Annotated in this window: 21 protein-coding genes; 5 read left to right on the top strand and 16 right to left on the bottom strand. The window is 66.5% G+C overall.

Going from position 1 to position 22,575, the window contains the following annotated elements; all coding sequences use genetic code 11:
• Window positions 1–7: 7 nt before the first annotated feature.
• The 3 genes from thpR to AC3FOF_RS20200 all read right to left on the bottom strand — a co-directional run bounded on the left by thpR (window position 8) and on the right by AC3FOF_RS20200 (window position 2,697).
• On the bottom strand, window positions 8–580 hold the full coding sequence (thpR, locus tag AC3FOF_RS20210) for an RNA 2',3'-cyclic phosphodiesterase (RefSeq protein ID WP_488727594.1): 573 nt from the start codon (window positions 578–580) through the stop codon (window positions 8–10).
• A 72-nt stretch (window positions 581–652) separates the two neighbouring features.
• The gene (locus AC3FOF_RS20205; protein WP_276267795.1) at window positions 653–1,189 is read right to left on the bottom strand and encodes a methylated-DNA--[protein]-cysteine S-methyltransferase; all 537 of its coding nucleotides are present in this window, start codon (window positions 1,187–1,189) and stop codon (window positions 653–655) included.
• Window positions 1,186–2,697 (bottom strand): AlkA N-terminal domain-containing protein, encoded by a 1,512-nt coding sequence (locus AC3FOF_RS20200; protein WP_488727593.1) that lies wholly within the window; start codon window positions 2,695–2,697, stop codon window positions 1,186–1,188. The genes AC3FOF_RS20205 and AC3FOF_RS20200 overlap by 4 nt, the downstream gene beginning before the upstream one ends.
• Window positions 2,698–2,940: 243 nt before the next feature.
• Between AC3FOF_RS20200 and AC3FOF_RS20195 the strand changes: the two genes are divergently transcribed.
• From AC3FOF_RS20195 to AC3FOF_RS20185, 3 genes are all read left to right on the top strand, one after another.
• Complete coding sequence (locus AC3FOF_RS20195) at window positions 2,941–5,781, top strand: M16 family metallopeptidase (protein WP_488727592.1); 2,841 nt, start codon at window positions 2,941–2,943, stop codon at window positions 5,779–5,781.
• A 148-nt stretch (window positions 5,782–5,929) separates the two neighbouring features.
• The gene (locus AC3FOF_RS20190) at window positions 5,930–6,322 is read left to right on the top strand and encodes a hypothetical protein (protein ID WP_035805772.1); all 393 of its coding nucleotides are present in this window, start codon (window positions 5,930–5,932) and stop codon (window positions 6,320–6,322) included.
• A 331-nt stretch (window positions 6,323–6,653) separates the two neighbouring features.
• Window positions 6,654–7,964: an MFS family transporter gene (locus tag AC3FOF_RS20185; RefSeq protein ID WP_017224295.1), complete on the top strand. Its 1,311-nt coding sequence runs from the start codon at window positions 6,654–6,656 to the stop codon at window positions 7,962–7,964.
• A 40-nt stretch (window positions 7,965–8,004) separates the two neighbouring features.
• Here AC3FOF_RS20185 and AC3FOF_RS20180 read toward each other — a convergent pair whose 3' ends face one another.
• From AC3FOF_RS20180 to AC3FOF_RS20155, 6 genes are all read right to left on the bottom strand, one after another.
• Window positions 8,005–8,907 (bottom strand): M78 family metallopeptidase domain-containing protein, encoded by a 903-nt coding sequence (locus AC3FOF_RS20180; RefSeq protein WP_488727591.1) that lies wholly within the window; start codon window positions 8,905–8,907, stop codon window positions 8,005–8,007.
• 140 nt (window positions 8,908–9,047) lie between these two features.
• On the bottom strand, window positions 9,048–10,205 hold the full coding sequence (locus AC3FOF_RS20175; protein WP_017224293.1) for an acyl-CoA dehydrogenase family protein: 1,158 nt from the start codon (window positions 10,203–10,205) through the stop codon (window positions 9,048–9,050).
• Between the two features lie 166 nt (window positions 10,206–10,371).
• Window positions 10,372–10,764, bottom strand: a complete 393-nt coding sequence (locus AC3FOF_RS20170; protein WP_488727590.1) for a lysozyme inhibitor LprI family protein — start codon at window positions 10,762–10,764, stop codon at window positions 10,372–10,374.
• Between the two features lie 114 nt (window positions 10,765–10,878).
• Entirely contained in the window at window positions 10,879–11,202 is a 324-nt protein-coding gene (locus AC3FOF_RS20165) for an H-NS histone family protein (RefSeq protein ID WP_017224291.1), read from the bottom strand.
• Window positions 11,203–11,949: 747 nt separating this feature from the next.
• Window positions 11,950–12,462, bottom strand: a complete 513-nt coding sequence (locus tag AC3FOF_RS20160) for a M24 family metallopeptidase (RefSeq protein ID WP_488727633.1) — start codon at window positions 12,460–12,462, stop codon at window positions 11,950–11,952.
• 84 nt (window positions 12,463–12,546) lie between these two features.
• Window positions 12,547–12,951 (bottom strand): hypothetical protein, encoded by a 405-nt coding sequence (locus tag AC3FOF_RS20155; RefSeq protein WP_488727589.1) that lies wholly within the window; start codon window positions 12,949–12,951, stop codon window positions 12,547–12,549.
• Between the two features lie 68 nt (window positions 12,952–13,019).
• Here AC3FOF_RS20155 and AC3FOF_RS20150 point away from each other — a divergent pair, with 68 nt between their 5' ends.
• A complete protein-coding gene (locus AC3FOF_RS20150; RefSeq protein ID WP_017224290.1) occupies window positions 13,020–13,964 on the top strand; it encodes a LysR family transcriptional regulator in 945 nt (314 codons plus the stop codon).
• A gap of 111 nt (window positions 13,965–14,075) precedes the next feature.
• Window positions 14,076–14,549, top strand: a complete 474-nt coding sequence (locus AC3FOF_RS20145) for an aminoacyl-tRNA deacylase (RefSeq protein ID WP_017224289.1) — start codon at window positions 14,076–14,078, stop codon at window positions 14,547–14,549.
• A gap of 150 nt (window positions 14,550–14,699) precedes the next feature.
• Here the strand turns inward: AC3FOF_RS20145 and AC3FOF_RS20140 are convergent, their stop codons facing one another.
• From AC3FOF_RS20140 to AC3FOF_RS20110, 7 genes are all read right to left on the bottom strand, one after another.
• Entirely contained in the window at window positions 14,700–15,773 is a 1,074-nt protein-coding gene (locus AC3FOF_RS20140; RefSeq protein ID WP_276267878.1) for a histone deacetylase family protein, read from the bottom strand.
• A 33-nt stretch (window positions 15,774–15,806) separates the two neighbouring features.
• Window positions 15,807–16,124, bottom strand: coding sequence for a cupin domain-containing protein (locus tag AC3FOF_RS20135; RefSeq protein ID WP_017224287.1), 318 nt, complete (start codon window positions 16,122–16,124; stop codon window positions 15,807–15,809).
• 35 nt (window positions 16,125–16,159) lie between these two features.
• Window positions 16,160–17,626, bottom strand: coding sequence for an NAD-dependent succinate-semialdehyde dehydrogenase (locus AC3FOF_RS20130; RefSeq protein WP_488727588.1), 1,467 nt, complete (start codon window positions 17,624–17,626; stop codon window positions 16,160–16,162).
• A 43-nt stretch (window positions 17,627–17,669) separates the two neighbouring features.
• A complete protein-coding gene (locus AC3FOF_RS20125; protein WP_276267880.1) occupies window positions 17,670–18,932 on the bottom strand; it encodes a 4-aminobutyrate--2-oxoglutarate transaminase in 1,263 nt (420 codons plus the stop codon).
• Between the two features lie 85 nt (window positions 18,933–19,017).
• Entirely contained in the window at window positions 19,018–20,655 is a 1,638-nt protein-coding gene (locus AC3FOF_RS20120) for an ABC transporter ATP-binding protein (protein WP_488727587.1), read from the bottom strand.
• 18 nt (window positions 20,656–20,673) lie between these two features.
• Window positions 20,674–21,513: an ABC transporter permease gene (locus tag AC3FOF_RS20115; protein WP_488727586.1), complete on the bottom strand. Its 840-nt coding sequence runs from the start codon at window positions 21,511–21,513 to the stop codon at window positions 20,674–20,676.
• Complete coding sequence (locus tag AC3FOF_RS20110) at window positions 21,510–22,514, bottom strand: ABC transporter permease (RefSeq protein ID WP_017228152.1); 1,005 nt, start codon at window positions 22,512–22,514, stop codon at window positions 21,510–21,512. Before AC3FOF_RS20110 ends, AC3FOF_RS20115 begins: the two co-directional genes overlap by 4 nt.
• Window positions 22,515–22,575: the final 61 nt, after the last annotated feature.

Genomic DNA, 22,575 nt, shown 5'->3' with positions numbered 1-22,575 from the left:
AACCAGCCTAACGCCCGCTCGCACCCAACGCATAGGCACGGCGGCACAGATGCTGCGCGCCTGAAGGGTGCAGGTGGCTCTGGTAAAGGATGAAACGCTCGACCAGCCAGGGCGCGCACGCCAGCCCCGTCTGCGAGACGCGCCATGACTGCAGCACGGCGTCCGGCACCGCCGGCGTGCAGCGGGCCAGCGTGATGTGGGGCTGGAAGCGTGGCGGCGAGTGCCGCATTGCGGTGTTCTCCTCGGGCTCGGAGCCGCTGGCCGCCACTGCCCGCTCCACGCTCGCATGCAGGTCGTCGAGCGCCGGGCTGGACGCTACGCCGGCCCACAACACGCTCGCGCGCCGCCCGCGGAAATAGCCGGCCTCTTGCACGGCGAGCGGGAAGGAGGCACATGACACCGCGCCCAGCGCCTGTTCGACGCGAACCGCCGCCATCTCATCCTGCTCGCCAAGGAAATGCAGTGTCAGGTGGATCTGGTGCGCCGCCGCCGGCCGGACTCCCGCCGCGCGCGGCACGCGTGCCAGCAGCGCGTCTGCCAGCGCCGGCGGGACTTCAATGGCGACGAACAGGCGTGCCATCGCCCTCACCTCCCCTGGCAGCCCTGCGCCGCCTCCCGGCACTGCGGGTCAGGGGCAGCCGCACGATGCCCCTCACTCGAACGCCAGCGCCGACTGGCGCAGGATGGGCAACGCCATCGCCGCTGCCGTGCCTTCCAGCCGCAGCAGCGCGCGCTTGCGGTCGGTGCCGCCGGCGTAGCCGGTAAGGTCGCCGCTGGCGCCCAGCACGCGGTGGCAGGGCACGATCACCGACAAGGGGTTGCGCCCCACCGCGCCGCCAACCGCGCGCGCATGCGTGGGCGCCAGGCCCAGCCCGGCGGCCAGTTCGCCATAGGAAGTCGTCTCGCCAAAGGGAATGGCGCACAACGCCTGCCAGACCGTGCGCTGGAAGGGGCTGCCGGCCAGCAGCATGGGCACCGTGAAGGCTTGCAGGCGTTCGGCGAAGTAGTCCGCCAGTTCGTCGGCGGCCTGCTCGAGGATAGGCTTCGCGGCAGCCGGCACGGCGGCATCCGCCGTGGCCGCCGCCGGGTAGTATTTCTGCCCGGCAAAAAACAGCCCGCTCAGGCGCGCGCCGTCGGCGCGCAGCAGCACTTCGCCCAGCGGGCTGGCGACGATGCGGTAGGCAATCATGATTTGTCCTTGTCCTCGTTCCTGTCGTGCTCGCCGTTCTTGTACTTTGCTTCTTTCTTATCCTGGCCCGGCTTCAGGTCTTCGTAGCGGCGCCACAGATGGATGGCGGCATAGGCCCGCCACGGCGCCCATTGCGCGGCATGCTGGTTCATGCCTCTCACGGTAGCGATGCCGAGCACCTTGCGCAAGGCATAGTCGGTACCGGGGAACGCGTCCGGCCAGCCGAGCGCGCGCATGGCCACATATTGCGCGGTCCAGTCGCCCACGCCCTCGATCGCCAGCAGGCGCGCCACGGTATCTTCCGGCGCGGCGCTCGGCTCCAGCTTCAGCTCTCCCGACGCCACGCGGCTGGCAATGGCATGGATGGCGCGGCCCTTGGCGAGCGGAATGCCGATCTCGCGCAGGGTTTCCGGCGCCACCCCCGCAAGCGCGGCGGCGCCGGGAAAGCCGAAACGCAGCGCCGACGAGGGCTGCGCCAGGGCCTGGCCATGCCGCTCGGCCAGCCGCGCCAGCAAGGTGCGGGCATGCTTCACCGAGATCACCTGGCCCACCACGGCGCGCACGGCGATCTCGAAGCCGTCCACCGCGCCGGGCAGGCGCATGCCGGGCGTTTCGGCGGCCAGCGGTCCCAGGTGCTGGTCGACCACATCGGGACGGCAGCCCAGGTCGCACAGCCGCCGCACCCGTCCCAGCGCTTGCGGGATCACGTGCGCCAGCGAGCCGGACAACGTCACCCTGATCACATGGCGGCGCGCCACATGCTCGAGCCGCAGCCAGCCGAGATGCGTGCGGCCGCCGCTATCGATCGCCAGCGTGCGCGCATAGGTGCCGTCGCCGAGCTGCTCGACGCCGTCCACCGCACGCACGCCAAGGAATTGCAGCCACGACGCCCAGGCCATCGGCGGGCGGTATCCCAGTTCGAACACGAGTTCGTCGGCCACATTGTCGGCGGCGCGCTTGCGCATCGCCAGCGGCGTGAGCCCGTAGCGCGTCTTGAGCACGTCGTTGAAGCGCCGCACGCTGCCAAACCCGGCGGCATGCGCCACGTCGGTCACGGTCAGCCCGGTATCGGTCAGCAGGCGCTTGGCCAGCAGCAGCCGCTGGGTCTGCGCATACTCCAGTACCGAAACACCGAACTGCGCGTCGAACAGCCGGCGCAGGTGGCGCTCGGTAATGCCGATGCGCGCGGCCAGCCCGGCCACGCCGGCATCGGCCATGAAGCCTTCGTCGATCAGCGTGGCCGCGGCCTGGGCCAGGCGGCCCGACAGGTCGGCCAGGCCGTGCCCTGGCGCCAGTTCCGGCCGGCAGCGCAGGCAGGGGCGGAAGCCTTGCTTCTCGGCCGCGGCAGCGGTTTCGTAGAAGGAGCAGTTCTCGCGCTTGGGGGTGCGCACGGCGCAGATCGGCCGGCAGTAGACACCGGTGGACGAGACGCCGACGAAGAAGCGTCCGTCGAAGCGGCGGTCATGCGAGGCGACAGCCTTGTAGCAGGTGTCCGGATCGAGTTTCATAGGCGGCATGCTACTCCGTCGGCGGAGCCGGAATAGCTGGATTCGGACATTTGCCTCAGACCGTCGGCAGCATGGGAGAGCCGAATACTCGCAAACTGCACCAAGAATCATCTGAAATGAGAACGCAATGCCACTTCGATGCCCGGCAACGGCTAGAATCAGGCACCCGGGCCGTTCCTGCCGTCGTCTTGCCACCCCGCAGCTTGCCGCGCCAAGGCAGCCATTCCACATTTCGAATTCCGCATGCGTCTCACCTTCAAGCGCCTTTCCTGCCTGCTGGCCCTGACCTTCAGCGTATCCGCCCAGGCCGCGCCCCCCGTGCCTGCCGTGCCACCCGCCACGCCCGCCGCGGTGGCCACCGCGGAAGGCATCACGGAGTACCGGCTGGCCAACGGCCTGCGGATACTGCTGGCGCCGGACGCGGCGCAGCCCGTGACCACGGTCAACATGACCTACCTGGTAGGCAGCCGCCATGAGAACTACGGCGAGACCGGCATGGCGCACCTGCTCGAGCACCTGCTCTTCAAGGGCACGCCGGCGCTGCCCGGCAACACCATCTCGCAGGAACTCACCCGCCGCGGCATGCAGTTCAACGGCACCACCGGCTTCGACCGCACCAACTACTTCGAGAGCTTCGCCGCCAGCGAGGAGAACCTGGACTGGGCGCTGAAGATGGAAGCGGACCGCATGGTCAACAGCTTCGTTGCCCGCGAGGCGCTCGATAGCGAGATGACGGTGGTGCGCAACGAGATGGAGCGCAACGAGAACAGCCCGGGCGGCATGCTGATGCAGCAGATGCGTTCGGCCGCCTACCGCTGGCACAACTACGGCAAGATGCCGATCGGCGCGCGCAGCGACGTGGAGCATGTCGCCATCGGCAACCTGCAGGCGTTTTACCGCCGCCATTACCAGCCCGACAACGCGGTGCTGGTGGTGGCGGGCAAGTTCGACGTGGCCGCCACGCTGGCGCGCATCGGCACCTACTTCGGCACGATCCCCCGGCCGACGCGCACGCTGCCGCTCCAGTACACCGTGGAGCCGCCGCAGGAAGGCGCGCGCGAGGTCACGCTGCGCCGCGTCGGCGACGCGCAACTGGTGGCGGTGCAATACCACATCGCGCCGGGCGCCCATCCCGATACCGTGGCCATGCAGTTGCTCGCCGACATCCTCTCCGACAGCGCGGGCGGGCGGCTCTACAAGGCGCTGGTCGACAGCGGCAAAGCCAGCTGGCAGTTCGGCTCGGTGTCCTCGCTGAAGGATCCCGGCTCGGTGCTGTTCGCGGCCGGGGTGGGCAAGACGCAGGACCTCGATGCAGCGCGGCAAGCCCTGGTGGCGCAGGTCGAGGGCTTCGCCGCGCGGCCGGTGACCCAGGAGGAACTGGAGCGCGCCCGCACCCGCCTGCTCAACAGCTACGAGCGCCTGCTGGAGAACCCCTCCGGCTACGCCGTGGCCTTGTCCGAGGCCATCGCCGGGGGCGACTGGCGCCTGCTGCTGGTCGCGCGCGAGCAGGCCGAGCGCGTGACGCTGGCCGACCTGCAGCGAGTGGCGCTGAACTACCTGCGCGCAAGCAACCGCACGCTGGGCCGCTTCATCCCCATCGACATGCCCGGCGACAGGCCCGGGGAGACGCTTGCACGGGCCACCATCCCCGCCGCCCCGGACGTCGCCGCGATGGTGGCCGCCTACCAGGGCAAGCCGGCCAAGGCCGCCGTGCCGGCCTTCGACCCAAGCCCGGACAATATCGAGGCGCACACCCTGCGCGGCAAGCTGGCCAACGGCATGCAGTTCGCCCTGCTGCCCAAGCCCAGCCGCGGGCAGACCGTCAACGGCGCGCTGATCCTGCGCATGGGCGACGTCGCCAGCCTGCAAGGCCTGGATGCCGCCGGCAGCCTCACCGCCGCCATGCTGATGCGCGGCACCTCCCGCCTGGACCGGCAGCAGATCGCCGACCGGCTGGCCGCGCTCAAGGCCGTGGTGTCGGTCCAGGGCGACGCCGAATCGGTCACGGTGCGCTTTGAAGCCCGCCGCGAAACGCTGCCGCAGACGCTGGCGCTGCTGCGCGACATACTCCGGGAGCCCGGCCTGCCCGCCGCCGAGTTCGAGACCCTGCGCACCAATGCCATCGCTGGCATCGAAAGCGGTCTGAGCCAGCCGGAGACGATCGCCCAGAACGTGCTCGGCCGCCACGGCAATCCCTACCCCATGGGGGATCCGCGCTATGTCGCCACTGCGCAGGAAAGCATCGCGGCGCTCAGGGCGGTGAAGCTGGCCGACCTGCGCGCCTTCCACGCGCGCTTCTATGGCGGTGGCGACGGGCAGGTGGCGCTGGCCGGCGACTTCGACCGGGCGGCGGTCGAGGCCCAGCTGGCCAGCCTGTTTGGCGACTGGCGGTCGCAAGCGCCTTATGCGCGCGTGGAGCGGCCCTTTATCGCGCTCGATCCGGCCCGGCTGACCCGCCAGACGCCGGACAAGGCCAATGCCATCTACCTGGCCGCGCTGCCGGTCCGGCTGACCAGCGATGCCCCCGACTATCCGGCGCTGGTCATCGCCAACCGGGTGTTCGGCGGCAGCGCGCTCAAGAGCCGCCTGGCGGATCGCCTGCGCCAAAAGGACGGCATCAGTTACAGTGTCGGCAGTTTCGTGCGGGTAGGCGCCCTGGACACTGCCGGACGGTTCGGCATGCAAGCGGCCTATGCGCCGCAGAACCTGGGCAAACTCCAGCGCGGCGTGGAGGAGGAACTGGCCCGCCTGGTGGCCGCCGGTATCACGCCGGAGGAACTGGCGCAAGCCAGGAGCGGCCTGCTGCAGCAAGGCCTGCTGGCCCGCACCGGCGATTCCGCGCTGGCCGGCACGCTGGCCAAGCAGCTGTTCCTGGGCCGCACCATGCGCTTTGTCACAGAGTACGAGCATGGTATCGCCACGGCGACGGTCGAACAGGTCAATGCCGCGATCCGCAAGTATCTGGACCCGGCACGGGTAGTCCATGTCTATGCCGGGGACTTTTCTGTCACGGCAGCGCAAAATACCGGGACGACCATGAAATCGGGAAAGGCGGCGGCCACCGAGGCCGCGCCGGCCCCCTGAAATGGCAAGACTGGAGGAAAATGATGACCGTGCAGCGCGGCGCAAGCCGCCGCTGGCGCAGTAGTCCGTACGGCCTGGGGGCAACCCCTTGCCGCAATGACGCGTTGACTGTATATTCGTACAGTATAAGTCGATATAAGAGGTGTGGATGTCAATAGTGCGAGCTAGCAGCAAAGCAGAAGCGCTTCGGCTTCTCGCATCGAAAGATGTGCTGGCGCTTGAGCTGGACTATGAAACCGGATGGCAGGATGCCGTCGAACTCGGCAGGCTCGGAGAAAAACGCGGCATCAAAGTGCAGTACCGTGGACAGGAGAGCATCGCTGTCCATTCGCGTGAAGCCCTGATCGAGGGGCTGGCCAAGACCAAGACCACTTTCAGGCAGCGCAATCTGTACTGCCAGTTCGATCTCGGCACCCTGGCCGATCATGAACTGCTCGATCTCGAGGCCAAGGCGACCCGGCTGGGCGACTACATCCTGGCAGGCCATCTGCTAAGGGATGTGGACGGCGTCTGGCCGCAAGAAACGCAAGAATCGCAGTAACGCAGGAAAAACTTCAAAAAGCGTCAAGAAGCTTCATCCACGTCATCCAGGTCGAACGCAGCGGTGCTGGTCCGGATGCCCGGCCGCTGAAACGACAGACGGCGTCAGCCACGCCGCGCAATGCGGCCAGGCCTGTTCTGCGTTGGCCGGTGCCATCCGCGAGATCGCGCGATCTGCACAAACCCCTGCCTCCCCCGCACAAACCCGTCCAGGGCACCCCGGTTTCCCGCCGGCATTGCGCCGCATTCGCACTACACTGAAAGCCTGCGTGCCGATCTCGCACCACGGCTTTCGCCGCGTGGCGCGACACGCGGAAAGGGAGAGACAAACCATGACCGACCTGTCCGCCTCCGTGCTCGATGCACCGCCAAGCGCCGAAGAAAAGCGCAAGCGCGTCTACGCGATCGTCGCCGCATCCTCCGGCAACCTGGTCGAATGGTTCGACTTCTACGTCTACGCGTTCTGCGCCATCTATTTCGCAGGCTCCTTCTTTCCCAAGTCCGATCCTACGGCGCAACTGCTGAATACCGCAGGCGTGTTTGCCGCCGGCTTCCTGATGCGGCCCATCGGGGGGTGGCTCTTCGGCCGCCTCGCCGACAGGCATGGCCGCAAGAACTCGCTGTTGATCTCGGTGACGATGATGTGCGGCGGCTCGCTGCTGATCGCCAGCCTGCCCACCTACAACAGCATCGGCGCCTGGGCTCCGGCGCTGCTGCTGGTGGCGCGGCTGGTGCAGGGGCTGTCGGTCGGCGGCGAGTACGGTACCACCGCCACCTATATGAGCGAGGTGGCGCTCAAGGGCCAGCGCGGGTTCTTCTCGTCGTTCCAGTACGTCACGCTGATCGGCGGCCAGTTGCTGGCGGTGCTGGTGGTGGTGTTGCTGCAGCAGTTCCTCGACGAGCAGGAACTCAAGGCCTGGGGGTGGCGCATCCCCTTCGTGGTGGGCGCCGTCACGGCGGTCGTCGCGCTGTTCCTGCGGCGCACCCTGCATGAAACCACCTCCGCAGCCACCCGCTCGAACAAGGAAGCGGGCACCCTGACCGCGCTGTTCCGCCATCACAAGGCGGCGTTCTTCACGGTGCTGGGCTATACCGCGGGCGGCTCGCTGATTTTCTATACCTTCACCACGTATATGCAGAAGTACCTGGTGAACACCGCGGGCATGTCCATCAAGACCGCCAGCTACGTGATGACCGGCTGCCTGTTCCTTTACATGTGCATGCAACCGTTCTTCGGCGCGCTGTCGGACCGCATCGGACGGCGCAACAATATGCTGCTGTTCGGGGCGCTCGGGGCGCTCGCCACCGTCCCGGTTCTCACGACGCTGAAGAGCGTCCACAGTCCTTTCGTGGCCTTCGTGCTGATTTCCCTCGCGCTGGCCATCGTCAGCCTCTACACCTCGATCAGCGGCATCGTGAAGGCCGAGATGTTCCCGACCGAGGTGCGCGCGCTGGGCGTGGGGCTGGCTTATGCCGTGGCGAATGCGATCTTTGGCGGCTCGGCCGAGTATGTCGCGCTGGACCTGAAATCCCTCGGCCACGAATCGAGCTTCTACTGGTACGTGACGGTCATGATGGTGGTCGTGTTCGCGGTCAGCTTCCGGCTGCCGCGGCAGGCCCGATACCTGCACCACGAGCACTGATGGGGCACTGACGCCGGCGGGGGCAGCTGCGCACGCTGCGCTAGACGGGAAAGGCCGTGCGCCGATGCATGCCCGCACGCGTTGCCAACTGCCTGGCCGCCACCGACAGCTCGATGCGAATGCCGCCGGCCAGCGTCTGCGATTGAAGCGCAATGCGCGCCCCTGGCCCGTCGACGAGGTCGTCGGCTCGCAGGCCGAAGGCCGTTTCACTGGCCCAGCAGCCCATCTCACGGCCGTCGCGCCTGAGGGTCAGCATGGCCCTGCGCGAGGTATAGGACAGCCAGCGCCGCGCCACATGCAGCACAGGCAGGCGGAAGCGGCCAGCCAGCGCCGCCAGCACGTCGAGGTCCACCGCACCCGGCAGGGCCCGCCGGCAGGCATCGATCGGCATCAGCAGTCGGCTGGCAAAGGCATAGCCGCGCCCGCCGGGCGAGTCATCGTCCGGCATCGCCATCAATGCCGCATTCGAACACTCCACGAACTCCAGGCCGCGGCCGCCAAGCAGTTGCCGGCCCAGAAGATAGGCAATCATGAAGCGAACGTCCGGCGCGGCCAGCCTGTCGCTGTAGAGGATGGTCCATGCCCCCGTGCCGGTCCGGTAAAGCGCGCCGTCGAAGCTTTGCAGGCGGCTTGCCTGCACCGAGGAGACGGGGTCGGATCGTCCCAGCACAGCGGCCGCATCGAGCGCCAGGCGCGCGCAATCCGGCGGCGTGCCGGCCACACCGGCCATCAAGGCCCGGATGATCGGGTAACAGGGCGCGCCATCGGGCCCGATGGCATCGTCGTCCAGTTCGGGACCGGCCATTTGCCACTGCGGCGCAAGGGAAGCAGCGGGCACGGCGGGGCCCATGCCCGGCAGCCGCGGCGTTTCCTCGCTTGAGGGGTTCTGCCGGGCAGGAACGCCGCCGGTGCAGGCGGGAAGGCTGAATGCGGCAATTGCCATCGGGAGCGGTCCGGTGAAGCAACGGGACATTGCGCGCGCGAGGGCGCTGCAGGGAGCGCCGAAGGGGCGCCATGCGGCATCGGCGCGGATACGGATGGCGAGACCGGCCTGGCGCCCGCCTCGCCCTCGCCTTGCGCCGATCAGTCGCGCAGGAGCTGCTTGGCGATGATCAGTTGCTGGATCTGCGTGGTGCCTTCGTACAGGCGCAGCAGGCGCACGTCGCGATAGAAGCGCTCCGCCTTGTACTCGGCGATGTACCCGGCGCCGCCGTGGATCTGCACGGCGCGGTCGGCCACGCGGCCCACCATCTCGGTACAGAACATCTTGGTGCAGGAGGCCAGCATGCTGACTTCCGGATCGCTCTTGCCGGGCGCCTTGGCGTCGTAGCGCTGGGCGCAGTCGCGCACCATCGACAGGCCGGCGTACAGCTCGGCCTGGCTATCGGCCAGCATGGCCTGGATCAGCTGGAAATCGCCGATCGGATGGCCGAACTGCTTGCGCTCCTTGGCATAGGCCACGGCATCGGTAATCAGGCGATGCGCCATGCCGCAGGCCAGCGCGGAGATATGCAGGCGGCCGCGGTCGAGCACCTTCATGGCGGTCTTGAAGCCGACGCCGGGTACGCCGCCGATGATGTTGGCGGCAGGCACGCGCACGTTTTCCAGCACCACGTCGCAAGTCTTGGTGCCACGCTGGCCCATCTTCTTGTCCGGCTTGCCCAGCGAGATGCCCGGGGTATTCGCCGGCACGATAAACGAGGAAATACCCGACGCGCCGGCGCCGCCGGTACGCGCCATCAGCGTGAAGGCGCCGGCTCGCGGCGCGTTGGTGATGAAGCGCTTGGTGCCGTTGATGATGTAGTGATCGCCGTCCAGTTCGGCCCGGGTCTGCAGCGAAGCGGCATCGGAGCCGGCGTTCGGCTCGGTCAGCGCAAACGAGATGACCAGTTCGCCGCTTGCGATCTTTGGCAGGTATTCCTGCTTCTGCGCCTCGGTGCCGTCCATCAGGATGCCTTGCGAACCGATGCCGACGTTGGTGCCGAACACCGAGCGGAAAGCAAAGGCGGTATGGCCGAGGTCGTACACCACATCGCATTCCTGCGACATCGACAGGCCGATGCCACCATAGTTCTCAGGGATGGAAATCCCGAACAGACCCATCTCCTTCATGTCGGCGACGATCTCCGCCGGCACGTCGTCGATTTCCTCGAGCGTATCCTCCGCCGGCTTCAGCCGTTCGTCGATAAAACGCTGCACCGACGCGCGCAGCAGCGAAAAGGATTCTGCATCCAGGCTCATGGGAATCTCCGGTCAAGGCAAACGACGATGTGGCCAACATGGTACGCCGTCACCTGGCTTTGACAATCCCACATACCTTGAACAGAATGGATAATCAAATTTGACAACACAGTCAAATGCAGTCATCGGCACTTTATCGTGCCGGCGACACCGGGTTTAACTGGGTTTAACGCGCTTCCGTTGCCAGGTCGCCGAGTTCCTTGGCGCGGTCCGCGGTCATCTGCATCACGCAGGCGGCTGCGCTGACGCCGGCGAGAGTGCCGCCATCGGGGTCGGCCAGGAATCCGCAATTGGCATCGCGGAATTTCAGCCAGGCACGCTGGGCATCGAGCAGCTTCGGCTTGCGGGCCGGCAGAATCGCCTGCTGCAAGGTTTTGTAAGCGGCATTCAGGGTTTTATCCTGCCTTGCCGTCTCCGCTGCAATGCACTCGTGCATGCCAACGGTGGTGACATCCGGCTTGTCCATGCAAGCCGAATACTGCTTCGACAGCAGCTTTTCATCGGCATGCGCGGCAAGGGGCGCGGCCAGCAATAACGCTGATAGCAGCGCTTTTTTCATAGCGAATCCGGGGGGCATTTCGACGCGGATACCGCTTGCCGCCTCGAAACAGGCGGCAAGCGGCCTGCCGCGCGCCCCGCGAAGGGGCGGGCAGTACGGGCCGGGGCCGGCAGATCAGGCTTCGGCGATCAGGAAACGGGCGCGGTTCTTACCGAGCCATGCCGGTGCGCGGCCACGGCCGGTCCAGGTGGCGCCGGTCTTGGGATCGCGATACTTGGCGGGCAGGCTGGTCTTGGGCTTGGCCGCAGCCTTGCCATTGGCACCGGCTGCCGGACGGCCGCGGCGACGCTTGGGAGCGATATCGTCGGCCGTGAGTTCGTATTCAGCCATGAGGCCCTGAATCTGGGCGATCACGCCAGCCACTTCGCTCGCACGCATCTCAGCCAGCTTTGCCTCGAGAGCTTCTTTCTCTGCAATCAGCTGCTTGTAAGTTGCCATTTTGAATCTCCTGGTGCGGGTGTTAATTCAATGATAGAGGAAATTTTGCTGGCACAGCCTACCACGTTTGATTAAAGAAAATGTAATCGCGTAAGAAGTTGATACAACAGCCGGGATTTGTACACGAATTGAAAAGCGCAAAGGCACGCCAATTTCGGGCCAATTGCCGGCCGGATTGCCTGGCGATAGCCTCGACAAACTCCGGCTATTCCGAATCCGTATCCGGTGATTCAATCGTTAGGCTGACGGCCAATCTCTTGCGCGCCCAGAGCCAGCCGCATTGATGTCCCACCCCGGTACCGTGACAAAGCGCTGCTAGCGCCGATGAGGCGACAGTGCGGAGAAGGCAATTGGTTGGGGAAATCCGGCAATCGCCAGTAGCCCGTATGCCTGAGCGCCACCTTAAATGTATGGACAATAAGATAGGCAAGAGGGCTGCCGTGGGCAAGGGTTTCCGCCAATTGCCGGTGCCAGGGTGGCAACACCGGTCCAATGCTAAGCAATCTCCACTTTCGCTCGTATTCCGGCGGTTCTCGTCGCCTGCCGGATTGCACCCCGGTGCATAGCGGGCGGCACTTGTCTTTATATACTTGTGACTTTCTTTACCCTGCATTGGTAGGAATGCATTGGCAAGACATCGCGGCAGGTGCGCAAGCGCTTGGCCCGGAGGGTCTGCAGGCCGTTTGATACGCCGCCTCCGGGCTATTGGAATCCCCCCGGTGCATTTTTCCTTTTTGCCAATGGGAATTACGGCGCCAGGCTCGGGAATACGGCAGCCTGGACCTTCCGGCAGGCTGCCGCCGCGTAGAAGGTGATGGACGTGCGGCTACGGCGCTGTCGGCGCCTATCGCGCCGTCGCATATTCCATGCGTCTCGGGCGTGGACGTCAGCGTGCGCGGCGTCTGTCCGACCACCACCGTATCGTCCAGCCGGAATCCGCCAATGCCGTAGGCATAGATTCAAATACACCTCGTCATCAAGCAAAGGCCAGTGGCAAAAGGCCATATCCTCCGGATACGCATGATTGCCGATCGCGTGGCCGGTGCGATGGCTAATGAAATCCCCAAACCCCGCTTTTTCGATTTCCGCCTGCGCTGCGGCATCGATCGCGTTCACCGGATGACCGGTGCGGACCGCGGCAATGGCTGCTTCATTCGCATTCCTGACGGAGATCCACAGCTTTACCTGCTCGTTGCCAGGCCGGCCACGGAACCAGGTGCGCTCGTTCTCGATGGCGAGGCCATTGAGCGGGGGAATCACGATATTGAACAGCACATCGGTATGGAAGTCGGTCGCGAGCTGAAAAAATGGCCACTCGTAAGAATAAGTGCGCCGACATGGAGTTCATCCATCAAGGTGGCCATCTTCCGATAGCGGCTGTCCCGAACAGCTTTGCTGAGTTTTGGCATTGAAGCGATCCCTTTGCCGTTTTTCCTGGTCGTTTTGTCGAGCCGTCCGATTGCGCCGGCTAATTGCGACGCCTGATCGAGACGCTTTGTCGATTCGTCTTGTCTGGTCGTTGCCCAGGCCGGGTTGCCGGAGCAGCGGACCCCATGCCTTGCCGTCGCGTCGCATCCCCTCCTTTACGGCCTCCGGCTTTGAAGGCAGCGGTTCAAGCTGAAGCGTGCCCAGCCTTGCCTTCACCGCGGCGCCGGTAAAGAAATTCCTGCTTTCCGCATTCAGGCGGTCAATGATGGCCCTTGGCGTGCGCGCCGGTACCACCAGCGCACCAGCCCGTCGCAATGCCATAAAACGCTAAACTGTCTGCCGTGCCCGCGCCCGCCGGCACGCGTTCACCCGAGAAATTCAAGCGCCACATGGACCTTAACGCCCTACGTCTTTTCGTGGATATCGTCGACGCCGGCAACCTCTCCGCGGCGGCACGCAAGCTCAAGATGACCCGCGCCAATGTGAGCTACCACCTGAAGGCGCTGGAAGAAGCGCTTGGGGTGCAGTTGCTGCGCCGGACCACCCGCCACGTGGAACCCACGCCGGTAGGCGCGGGCCTGTACGAGCACGGCCGCAACATCCTGGGCGAGGTGGCCGCGGCCAATGCGCTGATCACCAGCATGGGCAAGAGCCTGCAAGGCCATGTGCGGCTGTCGGTGCCGACCGGGCTGGGCCATTCGATGCTGTCCCCGTTGCTGGTGAAGTTCAAGCACCGCTACCCCGACATCACGCTCGATGTGGTGTTCGACAACCGCATCCACAACCTGGTGTCGGAAGATGTGGAAGTGGCCCTGCGCATCATCTCGACACCGCCGGACTCGGTGGTCGCGACAGAGATCGGCGTGGTCGAATGGGTGGTATGCGGCTCGCCCGGCTACCTCTCCACGCAGCCCGCCCCGCGCGAACTGGCCGGCCTCCGGGACCATGCCATCGTCTGCGCCTCGCCGATCGGCCAGAAACTGAAGGCCTTCGGCACGCGCGGCAACGGCGCCGCGCGCGAACAGGTGGCGCTGGAACCCACGCTGAGTTCGGAGAACTTCGCCTTCCTCAAGGACGGCGTGCTGGGCGATCTCGGTCTCGGCATCTTCCCGCTCTATGCCGTCGCAGCGGAACTCGAAGCCGGCACCCTGGTACCCGTGCTGCCCGACTATCGCATCAGCGTGTTCGGCAGCCGGCTCTATATGCTGACCATGCCTAACCGCTACCAGACCATGGCCACGCGCTACCTGCTCAACTTCCTCAAGACCGAGTTGCAGGCCTTGTGGCCGCAACCGCGGCAGGCGCTGCCCACGGATGCGGACGAAGAGGCATAGGGCATGCACCGATGAGAACGCCGTACCGCCGCGGCCAGGGGCACGAACTATAGTAGGAAACGCAGGGGCCAGCCACGGCCCGTGCGCAACGTACAGCGAAGGAGACGCATCATGGCCTTGGCTACCACCCTGGCAAATTGCCTGAATAGCAGGAACAGCCGTTTCGACACCATCCGCCATCCCTACACCCTCAGCAGCATGGCCACTGCGGAGGCTGCGCACGTTCCCGGAGATCGCCTGGCCAAGACCCTGTTGCTGGAGGATGACATCGGCTATGTGGCCGCCGTGATTCCGTCCAGCCACCACCTCAACCTCGCGGCCATCTGCGCGCAAACCGGCCGCACGCTGGTACTCGCCCACGAGGAAGAGATCCGCGAAGTCTTCAAGGATTGCGATCTTGGCGCCATCCCGCCGGTGGCGATGGCCTACGGCATGCACACCTACCTGGACAGCAGCCTGCTCGGCCAGCCGGAAGTATTCTTCGAGGCAGGCGACCACCAGCAACTGGTCCATATGAGCGCCGACCAGTTCGCCGACCTGATGGCAGGCGCGGAACAGGGGAACTTCTCCCGCCGCATGATGTAGCTGTCATCTCGCCAACGTTGGCCGAAGCCGGCAGGAGGCGCCAAAGCCGTCCGCATTGATGATGGTGTTTGCTCCCCTCTCCCGCAAGCGGGAGAGGGGAGCAAACATGAGGCACGGAACCAGGCCGGATCGCGGCTGCGCGTACGGCCCTCAGGCCATGACCGGCACGAGACCCGACAGAAAGGAATCGAGCGCTGGGCCGATCGCTTCGACCTCGTAGCCGCCTTCCTGCACCACCACCGTGGGCACGCCCAGCGCATTGACGCGCTCGCCGATGCCGCGATAGGCGTCCAGCCCCACCCGCAACACGCTGATGGGATCGTGGATATACGTGTCGAACCCGAGCGCCAGCACCAGCGCCTGCGGGCGGTAGTCGCGCAGGGCGTCGAGAGCGTTGTCGAGCGCGCCCAGGAAGCCGGCATCCCCGGTGCCGTGCGGCAGCGGGAAGTTCAGGTTGTAGCCATAGCCCGCGCCATAGCCACGCTCGTTGGCATAGCCCGTATAGAAGGGGTAATACGCGCTCGGGTCGGCGTGCAGCGAGATCGTCATCACGTCCGCACGCTGGTAGAAGATCTGCTGGGTGCCGTCGCCATGATGCGCGTCCACGTCCAGCACCGCTACCTTGCCGAAGCGCTTGAGCAGGGTTTCGGCGGCAAGGGCCGAGTTGTTGACGTAGCAGAAGCCCACCGCGCGGTCGCTGTGCGCGTGGTGGCCGGACGGGCGCGACAGCGAATAGGCAATGCCCTGCCGGTCCTGCTGCTCGCAGACGTACTGCGCCGCGGCTATGGCGCTGTGCGCCGAGCGCAGGATCGAGCGCCAGCTGTGGGGACCGAGCGGTGCGCTCAGATCGCCCAGGTAGTAACCCGCCTGGGCAATGATGGAATCGGTCGGGCACGGCGCGCGGCGCGACTGGTCCACGCGGCCGTTGTAGTAAGGCGAGAGGTTGGGCAGCACCTCGATGCCCGGCTCGAAGCCGGGCCGCGCCAGCGCCATCCAGCGCTCAAAGGCATAGCCCAGGAAATCGAGATAGGCCGGGCTGTGCACGGCCTCCAGCGGCGCGCGGCCGAAATCGGCCGGCTCAGCCAGGACAATGCCGCGCCCGGCCAGCGCGCGTTGCAGCGCATGGGCCCTGGCAGGCACGTCGGTGGGTTCGCACAGGCGGCCCGCGCGCATGAACTGGCGGGGCTGGTGCAGTAGTTGCTCATCCGAAAAGAAGGCGCGCATGATTTTTCTTGAGGTGACACCTGTCGTTGCACGTCAGCTGCCCGTCGCCGGGGGCTGCGCGGCGGCCTGCTTGATCTCGATCTCCACGAACACGCATTCGCCCTCGTGGGCGTTGATCACGTTGTGCTCCACGCCGGCGCCGCGGTAGTAGGCACGGCCTGCCACCAGTTGGCTGACGACCTCGCCGGCCGGCGTCTCCAGGCGCAGCGCGCCGGTGGTCATCGGCACCACCACGTAGTCGTAGCCGTGCCGGTGATGGCCGGTCTCGGCGCCCGGCGCGAAGCGCCACTCGGTGACGACCACGCGGTCATTGTCGACCTGCACGGTGGGAACGGCTTGCGGTCTGCTCATGATGCTCTCCGGTATGCGTGATGACAAAGGACGGCTTAGCGGTCGACACCGCCCATGCAGAGATACTTGACCTCCAGGTACTCCTCGATGCCGTACGAGGAGCCTTCGCGGCCCAGGCCGGACTGCTTGACGCCGCCGAACGGCGCCACCTCGTTGGAGATCAGCCCGGTGTTGATGCCGACCATGCCGTACTCCAGCGCCTCGGCGACGCGCCAGATGCGGCCGATATCGCGGCTGAAGAAATACGACGCCAGGCCAAACTCGGTGTCGTTGGCCATCGCGACCACTTCGTCGTCGGCGGTGAAACGGAACAGGGGCGCGAGCGGGCCGAAGGTTTCTTCCTTCGCCACCCGCATGGCCGGCGTGACGTCCGCCAGTACGGTAGGCTCGAAGAAGGTGCCGCCCAGGCCGTGGCGCTTGCCGCCGGCTAGCACGCGCGCGCCTTTGGCAAGCGCGTCGGCGATATGCAGCTCCACCTTGGCCACCGCGTCTTCGTTGATCAGCGGGCCTTGCAGCACGCCGGGCTCCACGCCGGGGCCGACCTTCAGCTCTGCCACCGCGGCCACCAGCTTCCGGGCGAAGGCGTCGTATACCTTGTCGTGGACATAGAGGCGGTTGGCGCAGACGCAGGTCTGGCCGGCATTTCGGTATTTGGAAGCCATGGCGCCTTCCACCGCGGCATCGAGATCCGCGTCGTCGAACACGATGAACGGTGCATTGCCGCCCAGCTCCAGCGACAGTTTCTTGATGGTGGGCGCCGACTGGCGCATCAGGATGCGCCCCACTTCGGTGGAGCCGGTAAAGCTGAGCTTGCGCACCACAGGGCTGGCGGTCAGCTCGCCACCGATGCCGATCGAGCTGGCGGCGTCGCCCGTCACCACGCTCAAAAGGCCCGCCGGCAGGCCAGCGCGCTCGGCCAGCAGTGCCAGCGCCAGCGCGGACAGCGGGGTGTCCTCGGCAGGCTTGAGCACCATCGCGCAGCCCGCGGCCAGCGCGGGGCCGGCCTTGCGCGTGATCATCGCCAGCGGGAAATTCCACGGCGTAATCGCCGCGCAAACGCCAACCGGTTCCTTGACCACCAGCAGGCGCTTGTCGGCCGCCGGCGTCGCCAGCACGTCACCATGGACGCGCTTGGCTTCCTCGGCGAACCATTCCAGGAAGGACGCGGCATAGAGGGCCTCGCCACGCGCCTCGGCCAGCGGCTTGCCCTGTTCGGTGGTCATCAGCAGGGCAAGGTCGTCGGCATTCGCCAGCATCAGGCCGTACCAGGCGCGCAGCACCTGCGCCCGCTCGCGGGCGGTCTTGCGGCGCCATGCCGCCTGCGCCACGCGGGCAGACTCGATGGCGCGGGCGGTTTCGGCGGCGCCCATCAGCGGCACGGTGCCGATCGCCGAGCCGTCCACGGGATTGGTGACGGTAAAGGTGGCGCCGCTGTCGGCGTCCTGCCACTGGCCGCCGATGAAGGCCTGCGAGCGCAGCAGAGTGGGGTCTTTGAGTTGCATGATCGGTTTCGTCTCTCGTTGCACTTTTCAGCCGGTTCGCGCCTCAGCGGGTGAGCGCGTCGGCGAGAATATCCAGTCCTTCGTTCATCACCGCATCGCTGATGGTCAGCGGGAACAGGAAGCGGATCACATTGCCGTACACGCCGCAAGACAGCAGCAGCAGACCCTGCCCGAGCGCGCGGTTCTGCACCTCGCGCGTGAACTCCGCATCCGGCGTGCCATCCGCGCAGCGGAACTCCACCGCCACCATCGCGCCCAGGCCGCGCACTTCCGCGATCTGCGGCACACGCGATTTCAGGCTTTCCAGGCGCCCGGCCAGGCGCTGGCCCAGCGCCGCGCCGCGCGCAATCAGTTGCTCGTCTTCCAGCACGTCGAGCACCGCCAGCGCGCAGGCGAGCGCCAGCGGGTTGCCGGCATAGGTGCCGCCCAGGCCGCCGGGGGCCGGTGCATCCATCACTTCGGCACGGCCACACACCGCCGACAGCGGCATCCCGCCGGCAAGGCTCTTGGCCATGGTGGTAAGGTCCGGCGCCACGTCGTAGTGCTCCATCGCGAACAGCTTGCCGGTGCGGCCGAAACCGGTCTGCACTTCATCGGCGATCAGCAGGATGCCGTGCTCGTCGCACAGCGCGCGCAGCGCCTTGACGAAGGCGGGCGGCGCCACGTTGAAGCCCCCTTCGCCCTGCACCGGCTCGAAGATGATGGCGGCCACGCGCTGCGGATCCACGTCGGCCTTGAACAGCTGCTGCAGGGCCTTGAGCGCGTCCTCCACCGACACGCCGTGCAGCGCGCAAGGGTACGGCGCGTGGAACACCTCGCCGGGGAAGGGACCGAAGCCCACCTTGTACGGCACCACCTTGCCGGTCAGCGCCATGCCCATCATGGTGCGGCCGTGGAAGCCGCCGGAGAAGGCGATCACGCCCGGGCGGCCGGTGGCGGCGCGGGCGATCTTGATGGCGTTCTCCACCGCTTCGGCGCCGGTGGTGAAGAAAGCGGTCTTCTTGGCCGAATGGCCGGGGGCACGCTGGTTGATCTTCTCGGCCAGCTCGATATAGCTGGCGTAAGGCACGATCTGGTACGCGGTGTGCGTGAAGCGCTCCAGCTGGCGCTGCACGGCTTCGACCAGGCGCGGGTGGCGGTGGCCGGTGTTGAGCACCGCGATGCCGGCGGCGAAGTCGATATAGCGCTTGCCTTCCACGTCCCATATCTCCGAGTTCTCGGCGCGCTCGGCGTAGAAATTGCACATCACGCCGACGCCACGGGGCGTGGCGGCATCTTTGCGGCGGACCAGTTCGGCATTCTTCATCGGTTGCTCCATCTTGGATATCGATATCGGTTGTGCTGTCGGGGTTGTGCTGTCGGGGTTGTGCGTGCCGGGGCCGGCGCCGGGCTCAGGCGGCTGCGCGAACCAGGGTCGGATCCCATGCCTTGCCGGGAATGGCGGCAATCAGGCGCTGCGTGTATTCGTGGCGCGGGGCATCGAAGATCTGGCCCGGCGGGCCGGACTCCACCACCTTCCCCTTGTGCATCACGATCACGTGGTGGCAGATCTGCGCCGCCACGCGCAGGTCGTGCGTGATGAAGATCAGGCCGATATCGAGCCGCTTCTGCAGGTCGTTCAGCAGTTGCAGCACCTGCGCCTGCACCGAGACATCCAGCGCCGAGACGGATTCGTCCGCCACCAGCAGCTTCGGCTCCAGCGCCAGCGCGCGCGCGATGCCGATGCGCTGGCGCTGGCCGCCGGAGAACTGGTTGGGATAGCGGTCGAAGGCGGAAGGCTCCAGCCCCACCAGTTGCAGCAGCTCGCGGCCGCGGGCCTGGGCCTGGGCCGGCGGCACGCCGTTGGCCACCGGGCCGTCGGTGATGATGCGGCCCACCGTATGGCGCGGGTTCAGCGAGGCGAACGGGTCCTGGAAGATCATCTGCACATCGCTGCGCAGCGGCCGGAACTGCCGCTCCGTCAAGCGCGCGATATCCTGGCCATCGAACAGCAGCTCGCCGCCGTCGATGCCGGTCAGCTTCAGCAGGCACTTGCCGATGGTGGACTTGCCGGAGCCGGATTCGCCCACGATCCCCAGCGTCTGGCCGCGCCGCACGCTGAAGCTCACGCCGTCCACGGCGTTGACCACCCGCTTCTTGCTGAACAAGCCGCCGCCGGAGGCGTACGTCTTGCGCAGATCGCGCACCTCCAGCACCGTCTCGGCCACGTGCAGGTCGCGCTCCTTGGCGCGCCCGTGCGGCACGGCGCCGATCAGCCTTCGGGTGTAGGGATGCTGCGGGTGGTTGAGCACCTGCTGCGCCGTGCCCATTTCCACCAGCACGCCCTGCTCCATCACCGCGACGCGATCGGCGATCTCGGCCACCACGCCGAAGTCGTGCGTGACGAACATCACGCCCATGCCCTTCTCCGCCTGGATGCGCTTGATCAGCGCCAGGATCTGTGCCTGCGTGGTGACGTCCAGCGCCGTGGTGGGCTCGTCGGCGATCAGCAGCGCCGGCTCCAGCGCGAGCGCCATGGCGATCACCACGCGCTGGCGCTGCCCGCCGGAGAGCCGGAACGGATAGCTGTGCATCAGCGTGGCGGGGTCGGGCAGGCCGACGAAGGCCAGCAGTTCCAGCACGCGACTCGCCCGCGCCTCGCCCGGACAGGCATCGTGCACGCGCATGACCTCGGCGATCTGGTCGCCAACCGTCATCACCGGGTTCAGGGCCGACAGCGGCTCCTGGAACACCATCGCCATGGCCTTGCCGCGCATGGACAGCAGGGTCTCTTCATCCTGCGCCAGCAGGTCGCGGCCCTGGAACAGGATCCGGCCGCCCTGCGGCTTCAGGTAGGGCGGCAGCAGGCCCATGATGGCGTTGGCGCTCATCGACTTGCCCGAGCCCGATTCCCCGACGATGCAGAGGATCTCGCCGGCGTGCAGGTCGTAGCTCACATTCTTCACGGCATGGGTGCGATCGCCGCCCGCGGGCAGCGCGATGGTGAGGTCGCGCACGGACAGCAGCGCTGGCTTGACGGGTGCTTGCATGATGGCTCTTCCTTGTGCTTACTCGCCACGGCGGCGCAGTTGCGGATTCATGGCGTCGTTCAGCCCTTCGCCGATCAGGTTGATGGACAGCACCGTCAGCAGGATGGCGACGCCCGGCCACACGCTCATCCACCAGGCTTCGCGGATCATGGTGCGGGCCGCGCCGATCATGAAGCCCCAGCTCATCATGTTGCGGTCGCCCAGGCCCAGGAAGGACAGCGCCGACTCGGTCAGGATCGCGGTGGCCACCATGAAGGAGGCCGACACGATGATGGGCGACATGGCGTTGGGGAGGATCTGCGTGAGGATGATGCGCAGCGGCTTCTGCCCGATCACCACCGCCGCCTGCACGAACTCGCGCTGCTTGAGGGTGAGGAATTCTCCGCGCACCAGGCGCGCCACCGGTGGCCAGGAGACGACGGAAATGGCGGCCACGATGGAATAGATGGTGGGATTGAAGATGGCCACGATCACCACCGCCATCGCCAGTTGCGGAATGGTCTGGAAAAACTCGGTGAAACGCATCAGCGCGTCGTCGATGCGGCCACCGCAATAGCCGGCCACCGAGCCGACCAGGATGCCGAACACCAGCGCCACGCCGGTGGAGATCACGCCCACCAGCAGCGAGACCCGCGCGCCGTACAGCATGCCGGCGGTGATGTCGCGCCCGAGCATGTCGGTACCGAAGGGATAGGCCGCGTCCGCGAAGGGATGCACCAGGGGATCGGCGACCATCAGCCAGGGCGAGTCCTGGTACAGCACCGGCGCCAGCAGCGCCACGGCCACCACCAGCAGCAACACGATCAGGCCGATCACCGCACCGTAGTTGCGGCAGTAACGTTGTGCAAAGGCTTTCATGCCGCGGCTCCCTTGCCGCCCACCGAGATGCGGGGGTCGATGAAGCGGTAGACGATATCGGTCACCAGGTTGAAGAACACCACCAGCGCCGAGGTGACGAAGAAAATGCCGAGCAGCAGCTGGTAATCGCGCTGCAGCAGGGCATCGAACATCAGCCGGCCGATGCCCGGCCAGGAGAACACGGTTTCGGTCAGCACCGCGCCGCCGGCCATCTGCCCCAGCTGGATGCCGGCAAAGGTGATCACAGGCAGCAGCGCGTTGCGCAGCACATGCACGCGGATCACGCGGCCGGCCGGCACGCCCTTGGCGCGCGCGGTCTTGACGAAGTCCATGCCCATCACCTCCAGCATCGAAGCGCGCGTCAGGCGCACATAGACCGCCATGAAGAAGCAGCCCAGCGAGACGGTGGGCAGGATCATGTGCAGCGCCACATCCTGCATGCGCGCCAGGCCCGTATAGCCGGCGCCGATGGTTTCCATGCCGAACGCCGGCAGCCAGCCCAGCACCACCGAGAACAGGATGATGGCCATCAGCGACAGCCAGAACAGCGGCGTGGCATACAGCAGCAGCGCCGCGGACATCACCGCGCTGTCGATCCAGCGCCGCTTGTTCTCATAGCGCGTTCGCGCGGAGACCACACCCAGGAACACGCCCAGCACGAGGGAGAAGACAAAGGCGCCGCTCATCAGCACGATGGTCGCGGGCAGGCGGTCCAGGATCAGGTCGAGGACCGGCAGGTGATTGCGATAGGAGTAGCCGAGATCGAGCCTGGCCACGCCCTTCAGGTAGATGCCGAGCTGCGTCAGCACCGGCTGGTCGAGACCGAACTGCTGGCGCAACTGGCCCACGAAGGCGGCATCGCCGGCGCCGGCCTCGCCCGCCAGCACGGTGGCGGGGTCTCCCGGCGCCATGCGGATCAGGAAGAAATTGATGATGACCACGCCGAGGACGACCACCAGGGCCTTCCACAGACGGGCTAGCAGGAAAGAGAGAAAATTCACGGCATGCTCCACGCGGGCAAACGCTGGGCCCGGGCCGGCCGCGCCGCCGCCGCGGATTCCG

Source organism: Cupriavidus sp. 96C5-1 (assembly GCF_057798855.1).
The sequence above is the reverse complement of the archived record's forward strand: the minus strand, read 5'-3'. Positions and strand labels throughout refer to the sequence as shown.